Source organism: Pseudonocardia sp. KRD291 (assembly GCF_019263595.1).
Taxonomy (GTDB): domain Bacteria; phylum Actinomycetota; class Actinomycetes; order Mycobacteriales; family Pseudonocardiaceae; genus Pseudonocardia.
In genome coordinates this window covers 1-7,921 of record NZ_JADQDD010000281.1, presented here as the reverse complement: position 1 = coordinate 7,921, position 7,921 = coordinate 1, and the positions used below count along the sequence as shown (strand labels likewise).

Sequence of the window (7,921 nt, the reverse complement as noted above, 5' to 3'; positions counted from 1 at the left end):
CGTGCTGGCCGTGCTCACCGGAGTCACTCTCCTCATCTGAGCCCTCCACGTCGCGACGACGCCGCACCCCCGGCCGGCGCTCGACATCGCACAGCCCTGCGACAAGAGTCCCAGCTGACCTCGACGCCTCGCAGCCCGCACTGCCATCGCCGCAGCGAGTCCGCGCGATGCCGACCCCCGATACAGCCTGACACCAGGCCGGATGACGGCCTGGGACTCTCAGAAACCCGGCTTCGGGTAGAGCGGCACCGGCCCGATCACCGTCGTGGCGGTACCCGTCAAACTCACGCTCAAAGCCGCAAGGCATGAACCATGCGCCTGCCGCAGGATCCGCGATCCGCAGAGCGAAGGGGGCTCACCACCAGCCCTGCCTATCGATCTTCAGCTGTGCAACTCGCACCACGCGTCCGGTGCAGTTTAGACACTGCCGCACTGTTTGCACTGCTCAGTGGGTGGAGCTGAGGGGATTCGAACCCCTGACCCCTTGACTGCCAGTCAAGTGCGCTACCAGCTGCGCCACAGCCCCTTGCGATGAAAAGAACGATACATGGCGCTGCGGGGCGCTCCGGAACCGGGTCGCCACCGCCGTCGCCCGCCCCTAGCGTGACGCCCGTGCACCCTCTCGACATCGGACGTCTGGTCACCCTCGGCTCCACCGCCGTCTCCCCCGACGGGCGGCGGATCGCGTTCACCGTCCGTCGCGTCGACCTCGATCGCAACCGTTACCGCAGTGCGGTGTGGCTCGCCGCCGCGGACGGCAGCAGCGCTCCGTACCAGCTCACCGCGGGTGAGAACGGGGACGACGAGCCGGTCTGGTCGCCGGACGGGTTGCGGCTGGCGTTCACCAGCGGTCGCGGCGAGGGCGTCGAGGGCTCGGCGCTGCGGGTCGTCCCGGTCGGGGTGCCCGGCGAGACGGTCACGGTGTGCGAGCGGGTCGAGGCGATCGCGGAGCCGGCGTGGTCGCCGGACGGGTCGCGGATCGCGTTCGTGTCGCGGGAGCGGACGGCGCGCTACGACGCCGGGGACGAGCGGGCGCGCGAGCCGCGCCGGATCGACCGGCTGTTCTCCCGGGTCGACGGCGAGGGCTGGATCATCGACCGGCCGGCGAGCGTGTTCGTGGTGCCGGTCGACGGGTCGTCCGCGCCGCGGGTCGTCGCCGGCGGGCCCTTCGAGCACTCGTCGCCGGCGTGGTCGCCGGACTCGCGCACGCTGGCCGTCGTCGCGGCCCGGGAGCCGGGCTGGGACCTGCGCGAGCACGAGGACCTCTACCTCGTCGACCCGGACGCCGAGCCGGGCACGCCGCCGCGGCTGCTCTCGACCTCGGGACGGTCGCACCGGCTGCCGTCGTTCTCCCCGGACGGTACCCGGGTCGCGACGCTGGTCAACGACAGCCGGGTCGTGCCGGCGCACGCGACGCCCACCGTGGTCGACGCGCGCACCGGGGCCGAGCGGGCGCTCGGCGCGGAGCTGGACCGGACCTGCGCCCCGCAGCCCGGCGCGCGCTCGCCGATCTGGGACGGCGAGGACGTGCTGTTCTCGGTCGAGGACCGCGGCAACGTGCACCTCCACCGGATCGCCTCCGACGGGTCCGGTGAGCCGGAACGCGTGCTCGGCGGCGACCGTGTCGTGTCCGGGGTGGACCGTGCCGGCGGGACGACCGCGTTCCTGTCCGCCACCTCGTCCCGGCTCGCGGAGCTCCACGTCCTGGACCCGGACGGCTCGGAGCGCCGGCTCACCCACCTCACCGACCCGTTCCACGCCGCGGTGCCGAGCCCGGCGCCGTCACACCTCGCGGTGCCCTCCCCCGCCGGGGACGGCGACGTCGACACGTGGGTGCTGCTCCCGGACGGCGACGGGCCGGCACCGGTCCTGCTGTCCATCCACGGCGGACCGATGACGCAGTACGCGACCACCTGGCTCGACGAGTTCCGGCTCTGGAACGCGGCCGGGTACGCCGTCGTCTGGTGCAACCCGCACGGCTCGACCGGCTCCACCGAGGCGTGGGCGCGGGCGATCCGCGCGCCGGAGGCGCCGGAGAAGCCCGGCACCGGGTGGGGCGGCATCGACGCCGACGACGTGGTCGCGGCCCTGGACGGGGCGCTCTCGGCGTTCCCGCGCCTGGACCCGGACCGGGTCGGCGTGCTCGGCGGCTCCTACGGCGGGTTCCTGACGAGCTGGCTGGTCGGGCACAGCGACCGGTTCGCCGCGGCGTGCAGCGAGCGCGCGGTGAACAACCTCGAGTCGGCCGAGTGGAGCTCGGACATCGCGGCCTGGTTCCGCTGGGAGATCGGTGTCGACCACGTCGAGCACCCCGAGGTGTACCGGCGGATGTCGCCGGTCACCTACGTGCGCGCCATCGAGACGCCGCTGCTGATCCTGCACTCGGAGAACGACCTGCGGTGCCCGATCGAGCAGGCCGACGCCCTGTTCGTGCCGCTGCGGATGCTCGGCAAGCCGGTCGAGTACTGGCGGTTCCCGGAGGAGGGCCACACGCTCTCGCGCACCGGCTCACCGCGGCACCGGGTGGCGCGGGCGCGGATCATCCTGGACTTCTTCGCCCGCCACCTCGGGGGCGCGGCTCCGGACGAGGTGCCGACGGGCTGATCAGGCCACGGGGTCGGCCGAGCGCCACCAGAGCCACACCGACGTCGCCCCGGCCAGCGCGACGAGCACCCCCAGCGGGATCGCCAGCTCCGTCACGTCGACGAACGAGGTGGTCAGCAGCGGTGCGGAGAACCCGACGTAGGCCCAGGTGTAGAACAGCCCGTTGCACGCGCCGCGGGTGGCGGGCGTGGACACCCGCGCGACGAGCACGAGCCCGGCGTTGAGGCACAACCCGCCGCCGGCGCCGAGGAGCACCCCGGCCAGGAACGTCAGCGGGACGGCCTGGGTCACCCCGGACACGATCCCGACCGCGTAGCCGAGAGCGCCGAGCCCCGCCCCGACCGGCCCGGTCCGGGTGCCGAGCCGGTGTGCGAACGGCTGCACCAGCGTCCCGGCCCCGAGCGCGGCCGCGGACAGCACTCCGGTGAACACCACCAGCGACGACCCGTCGGCCAGCAGCAGCGGCAGCACCGTGACCGCCACCGACGGGAACGCGTAGACGCAGATCGCCGTGGGCACCGTGACGCGGGCGAACAGCCGTCGGCCCGGCCCTGTCAGGTTCGGCCGCGGCAGCCAGCCGGCGCCGTCGCGGCCACCGCGCCCGGGCGTCCCGACACCGACCACCACCAGCGCCCCGACCAGCGCGATCAGCACCAGCGCGGCGTGCACCAGGTAGGGCAGCGTCAGCGGCGCCGGCCCGTACCCGGCCAGCAGACCCGACGTCAGCGGCCCGAGGCAGAATCCGGCGGTCTGCGCGATCGACGCGCGGCGGGCCGCGGTCGCGGCGTGCGCGGGTCCGGCCAGGTCCTGCAGCCACGCGCTGCCCACGCTGAACACCGCACCGGACGCCAGCCCCTGCACGAACCGCGCCGCGAACAGGGTGGCCAGCGAGCCGGAGCCGACCAGGAACAGCAGCGACGCCAGCCCGACCAGCAGCGTCAGCGGGAGCAGGACCCGCACCCGTCCGAGCCGGTCCGAGGCGGGCCCGCCGAGCAGCAGCGACGGCGCGAGCCCGAGCGCGTACACCCCGAAGATCGCGGTGAGCACGGTCGGCGAGAGGTCCAGGGTGTCGCGGTAGACCAGCAGCAGCGGGGTCGGCACGTTCGTCCCGAACGCGGCCGCGAACAACAGTCCACACGCGACCCACCACACCCGCTGCCCGTCGTCGCGCACCCGCGCATCATGCCCCGCCGGCGCGCCGGAACCTACGGGCTGTGACGACCGGGCCGCCGCGGGTCAGATGAGCCCCTGGTACGCCCCGCCGTCGACCTGCAGACCGGCCCCGGTCAGGTAGCCGGCCTGCTGCGAGCACAGGAACGCCACGACCGCCCCGAAGTCCTCCGGCGCTCCGAGCCGCCCGGCCGGGACCTTCGCCAGTGCCCCGCGCAGCGCGTCCTCGTCGGGCAGGGTGGCGCGCACCCGGTTCGTCTCGTGCAGGCCGGGCTGGGCGGAGTTGACGGTCACGCCGTCGGCGGCGATCTCGCGGGCCAGGGTCCGCAGGAACCCGGTCGCCCCGGCGCGGGCGGTGTTCGACAGCGCCAGGTGCGGGTACGGCTGGCGCACCCCGAGCGAGGTGACCGCGACGATCCGGCCCCACCCCTGCGCGCGCATCCCGGGCGTCGCGGCCAGGCACATCCCGACGACGGCGAGCAGGCTGCGGTCCAGCGCGGCCCGGTAGTCCCCCAGCGCGGTGTCCGAGACCGTGCCGGGCGCCGGTCCGGGTCCGTTCACGACCAGGATGTCGAGCCCGCCCATCCGCTCGGTGGCGCCGGTGACGAACGCCGCGGCGGCGTCCGGGTCGGTGAGGTCGACCGTCATCGCCTGCGTCCCGTGGCCCAGCCGCCCGGCCGCGGCGCGTGCCCGGTCGGCGTCGGAGCTGCACAGCGTGACCTGCACGCCCTCGGCGACCAGCGCCGCGGCGCTCGCGTATCCCAGCCCGGTGCTGGCGGCGGCCACTGCCGCCCGCCGACCGGCGATGCCCAGGTCCACGCCCGGCCCCTCTCGTCGAGGCCGGACCTCTCTCGCCCGGCTCCCGGCGAACCTACCGCCGGTCGGTCCCGGCGACCGCTCCGCGAGCGTCGTGGTGGCGGGGCATGATCCGACGACCCCGACACCCGACATCGCCGCCGAGCTCGCCGCCGTCCGCCACCGGCTGGACGTACTGGAGTCCCGGGAGGAGATCCGGAGCCTGCGCACCCGGTTCCACGACTACGTCAACACCGACCGCTGGGACGAGATCGGCGGGCTGTTCTCCGCCGACGCCGAGCTGGACTACGACTATCTCGGCTCGGCATCCGAGCGGCAGGCGATCGACGAGTTCTTCGGCGCGATCCCGCGGCTGCTCCCGGACGGTGAGGGCGGCCCGTTCGTCCGCCAGTTCAGCCACGCCCACGCCATCGCGGTCGACGGCGAGACCGCCACCGGATCCAGCCACCTGTTCGCGACGCCCGTCTACCACGGGCAGAGCTTCGTGGTCAGCGCCCGTTTCGCGGACCGCTACGGGCGGCACGACGGCACCTGGCTGTTCGACTCGGTCGCGATGACGGTCTGGTACTCGGTGCCGCTGGAGCAGGGCTGGGCGGGCGCGGACCGGCACCACATGCGGCTCTGACCGGACACCTGCCCCATCGTGAGACATCGCTCACACAGGAGCTCTCTTCGGTGAGACGCTCGGGACCGTGCCCGCCGCAGGGCGGGGCCGTACCTCGCGTTCGGCACGAGTCACCGAGGAGACCACCATGAAGACCGGCACGGCAACGAAGCTGTGGGCGCTCGACGGCGCCAAGTTCACCCTCGACCGCGGGCTGCTCGTGGTCGGCGGGACCGGCCAGATCCACCTGCCGGTCCCGACCTACCTGATCCAGCACCCGCGGGGCCTGGTGCTCTTCGACACCGGTCTGGCCCCGGAGTCGGTCGAGGACCCGCACGGCACCTACGGCGAGCTGGCCGACCACCTCGGCCTGGACTTCACCTCCGACATGCGGGTCGACCAACAGCTGGGCACCGTCGGGTTCACGCCCGACGACGTCACCCATGTGATCATCTCGCACGCGCACTTCGACCACACCGGCGGCATGAAGGTGTTCCCGAACGCCCGCTTCTACATCGGGGCGCAGGACCTGCCCTACGCCTACTGGCCGATGCCCGCCGCCTCGGTGTTCTTCCGGACGGCCGACATCGACGCGGTCCGCGACGTCGACTGGCACCCGCTGACCGGCGACCTGGACCTGTTCGGCGACGGGGCGATCCAGATCCTGTTGCTGCCCGGGCACACGCCGGGCAACACCTCGACGCTGGTCCGGCTGCCGAACCAGAGCGTGATGCTCACCGGTGACACCGTGCACGTGCCGGAGGCGTTGGAGAACGACCTGCCGATGCCCTCGGACTACTCGACGCTCGACGCCGTGCACTCGATCCGGCGGATGAAGCAGATCGCGCACGCGCACGATGCGGAGATCATCATCCAGCACGACTTCGACGACTGGAACAAGCTCAGGACCATCGGCGAGGCGATCTCCTGATGGCACTGCTGGTCGAGTACGGCTGCCCGGACTGTGGCGCGCGAACGGATCGGTGGGTGAGCCGGCCGCTGCCGCCGACCACCGACTGCGCCCGCTGCACCGGGACGGCGCGACGCCGCTTCGGCGGGGCGCTGCTCACCCGCTCCCCCGCCCCGGACGCCGGAGCGCGCACCACGCAGGCCCCGGCCGGTGGCTGCGGGCACGGAGCCGGGGTCCCCGGGACCTGCACGCTGATGCCGACCGCGGCGCGGATGCTCTCCGCGCGCGCCCGCGGCGACAACCGGGCCCTGGACCGGGAGATCGCCCACCAGGAGTCGGCGATCAGGGCCGGCACGCTGGACCCCGCCGGTCCCGTGACCACCCAGTACGCCGGGGGCCCGCCGGCCACCCGGTGATCGTCGTCCTGGCAGCGATACGCGTCGAATCCGGCGCAGATCGCTGCCGGGACGCCGATCACGGCCGACGTCGCCGACGGGGACCCGGACGTCAGCCCGGATCGGTGACCGGGCGCATCGCCGCGGCCGCCTCGTCCAGGATCGCGCGCATCGCGGTCTCGGCGGCCGCGGCGTCGCCGGCGCGGACGGCCTCGGCGACGTCGCCGTGCAGCCGGATCGCGGCCGGTTCCGGGACCGGCGGCATCAGGTGGTGCCGGGTGCGCCCGGCCAGCACCTCGGCCACCGTCGCGTCCAGCGCGGCGATCATCTCGTTGCCCGACGCGGCCAGCAGCACGGCGTGGAACCGGACGTCGGCGACCAGGTAGGCGTCGAGGTCCCCGGCGCGACCGTGCACGGCCATCTCCATCACCGCGCCGGTCAGCTCGCCGCACTGCGCCGGCGTGGCCCGACGCGCGGCCAGTGCCGCGGCGACCGGCTCGATCCCGTGGCGCAGCTCGGACAGCGAGCGCAGCTGGGCGTCGCGGTCCGGGCCGTCCAGGCGCCAGCGCACGATCCGCGGGTCGTGCACGTTCCACCGCTCACGCGGCGCGACCGTGACCCCCACCCGGCGCCGGCTCTGCACCATGCCCATCGACTCCAGGACACGGACGGCCTCGCGCACGACGGTCCGCGAGACGCCGAAACGCGCCCCCAGCTCCTCGGCGCTGAGCACCTGCCCGGCACCCAGGTCCCCGCTGACGACGAGCGCACCGAGCCGGTCGACCAGTCCGGCGTGCAGTCCCGGTGCCGTCTCGCTCACGCCAGTCATGCTGGCATACGACGGACTAGTTCAAGGTCAACGACGGGAAATACCTGCTCTTATTCGATCCAGTATTGAATAAGTAGTACTTTTGACGCACTCTGGGCGACGCTGTCACCACCACCCACGAGGACGCCGATGACCTCCCACTTCAGCCCACCGCCGCCGCTGATCGTCGTGATGGGGGTGTGCGGCTCCGGCAAGACGACGCTCGGTGCCGCTCTCGCCGGCCGTCTCGGTCTGCCGTTCTGCGACGCCGACGACCTGCACCCGCCGGCCAACGTGGCCCGGATGCGCGCCGGCGTCCCGCTCACCGACGCGGATCGTGCGCCCTGGCTCGACGCCGTCGGGGCGTGGCTGGCCGCGCGGGCCGGGACCGGGGCGGTGACCAGCTGCTCGGCACTGCGCCGCGCCTACCGTGACGTGCTGCGGTCGCACGCACCGGGCGTCGCGTTCGCGCACCTGGACGGCGCACCGGCCACGATCGCCGCCCGCATGGCCGCCCGGCCCGGCCACTTCATGCCCGCCGCGCTGCTGGAGTCCCAGCTCGCCACCCTGGAGCCGCTCGGACCGGACGAGACCGGCACGACGCTCGACGTCGC

At 73.8% G+C, this 7,921-nt stretch carries 8 protein-coding genes and 1 tRNA gene; 5 read left to right on the top strand and 4 right to left on the bottom strand.

Annotated elements, in window-relative coordinates; translation table 11 throughout:
- Positions 1 to 453: 453 nt before the first annotated feature.
- Positions 454 to 526: transfer RNA gene (locus tag I4I78_RS27070), tRNA-Ala, on the bottom strand.
- Positions 527 to 612: 86 nt separating this feature from the next.
- On the opposite strand from I4I78_RS27070, the gene I4I78_RS27065 reads away from it, so the two are divergent.
- On the top strand, positions 613 to 2,604 hold the full coding sequence (locus I4I78_RS27065) for a S9 family peptidase (protein WP_308252381.1): 1,992 nt from the start codon (positions 613 to 615) through the stop codon (positions 2,602 to 2,604).
- On the opposite strand, the gene I4I78_RS27060 is transcribed toward I4I78_RS27065, so the two are convergent.
- Positions 2,605 to 3,777 (bottom strand): MFS transporter, encoded by a 1,173-nt coding sequence (locus I4I78_RS27060; RefSeq protein ID WP_218614328.1) that lies wholly within the window; start codon positions 3,775 to 3,777, stop codon positions 2,605 to 2,607.
- Positions 3,778 to 3,840: 63 nt separating this feature from the next.
- On the bottom strand, positions 3,841 to 4,593 hold the full coding sequence (locus I4I78_RS27055; protein WP_218614327.1) for an SDR family oxidoreductase: 753 nt from the start codon (positions 4,591 to 4,593) through the stop codon (positions 3,841 to 3,843).
- 94 nt (positions 4,594 to 4,687) lie between these two features.
- Here I4I78_RS27055 and I4I78_RS27050 point away from each other — a divergent pair, with 94 nt between their 5' ends.
- The 3 genes from I4I78_RS27050 (at position 4,688) to I4I78_RS27040 (ending at position 6,520) form a co-directional block, all read left to right on the top strand.
- Positions 4,688 to 5,215 (top strand): nuclear transport factor 2 family protein, encoded by a 528-nt coding sequence (locus tag I4I78_RS27050; protein ID WP_218614326.1) that lies wholly within the window; start codon positions 4,688 to 4,690, stop codon positions 5,213 to 5,215.
- A gap of 127 nt (positions 5,216 to 5,342) precedes the next feature.
- Positions 5,343 to 6,125: an N-acyl homoserine lactonase family protein gene (locus I4I78_RS27045; protein WP_218614325.1), complete on the top strand. Its 783-nt coding sequence runs from the start codon at positions 5,343 to 5,345 to the stop codon at positions 6,123 to 6,125.
- 56 nt (positions 6,126 to 6,181) lie between these two features.
- Complete coding sequence (locus tag I4I78_RS27040) at positions 6,182 to 6,520, top strand: hypothetical protein (RefSeq protein WP_218614324.1); 339 nt, start codon at positions 6,182 to 6,184, stop codon at positions 6,518 to 6,520.
- A 91-nt stretch (positions 6,521 to 6,611) separates the two neighbouring features.
- On the opposite strand, the gene I4I78_RS27035 is transcribed toward I4I78_RS27040, so the two are convergent.
- On the bottom strand, positions 6,612 to 7,328 hold the full coding sequence (locus I4I78_RS27035) for a FadR/GntR family transcriptional regulator (protein WP_218614323.1): 717 nt from the start codon (positions 7,326 to 7,328) through the stop codon (positions 6,612 to 6,614).
- Positions 7,329 to 7,457: 129 nt separating this feature from the next.
- On the opposite strand from I4I78_RS27035, the gene I4I78_RS27030 reads away from it, so the two are divergent.
- A partial coding sequence (locus I4I78_RS27030; RefSeq protein WP_218614322.1) for a gluconokinase occupies positions 7,458 to 7,921 on the top strand: 464 nt, incomplete at its 3' end.

Excerpts from the sequence above, each read along its gene's own strand:
- I4I78_RS27045 (WP_218614325.1), top strand. The coding sequence starts at position 5,343 with ATGAAGACCGGCACGGCAACGAAGCTGTGGGCGCTCGACGGCGCCAAG.
- I4I78_RS27035 (WP_218614323.1), bottom strand. The coding sequence starts at position 7,328 with ATGACTGGCGTGAGCGAGACGGCACCGGGACTGCACGCCGGACTGGTC.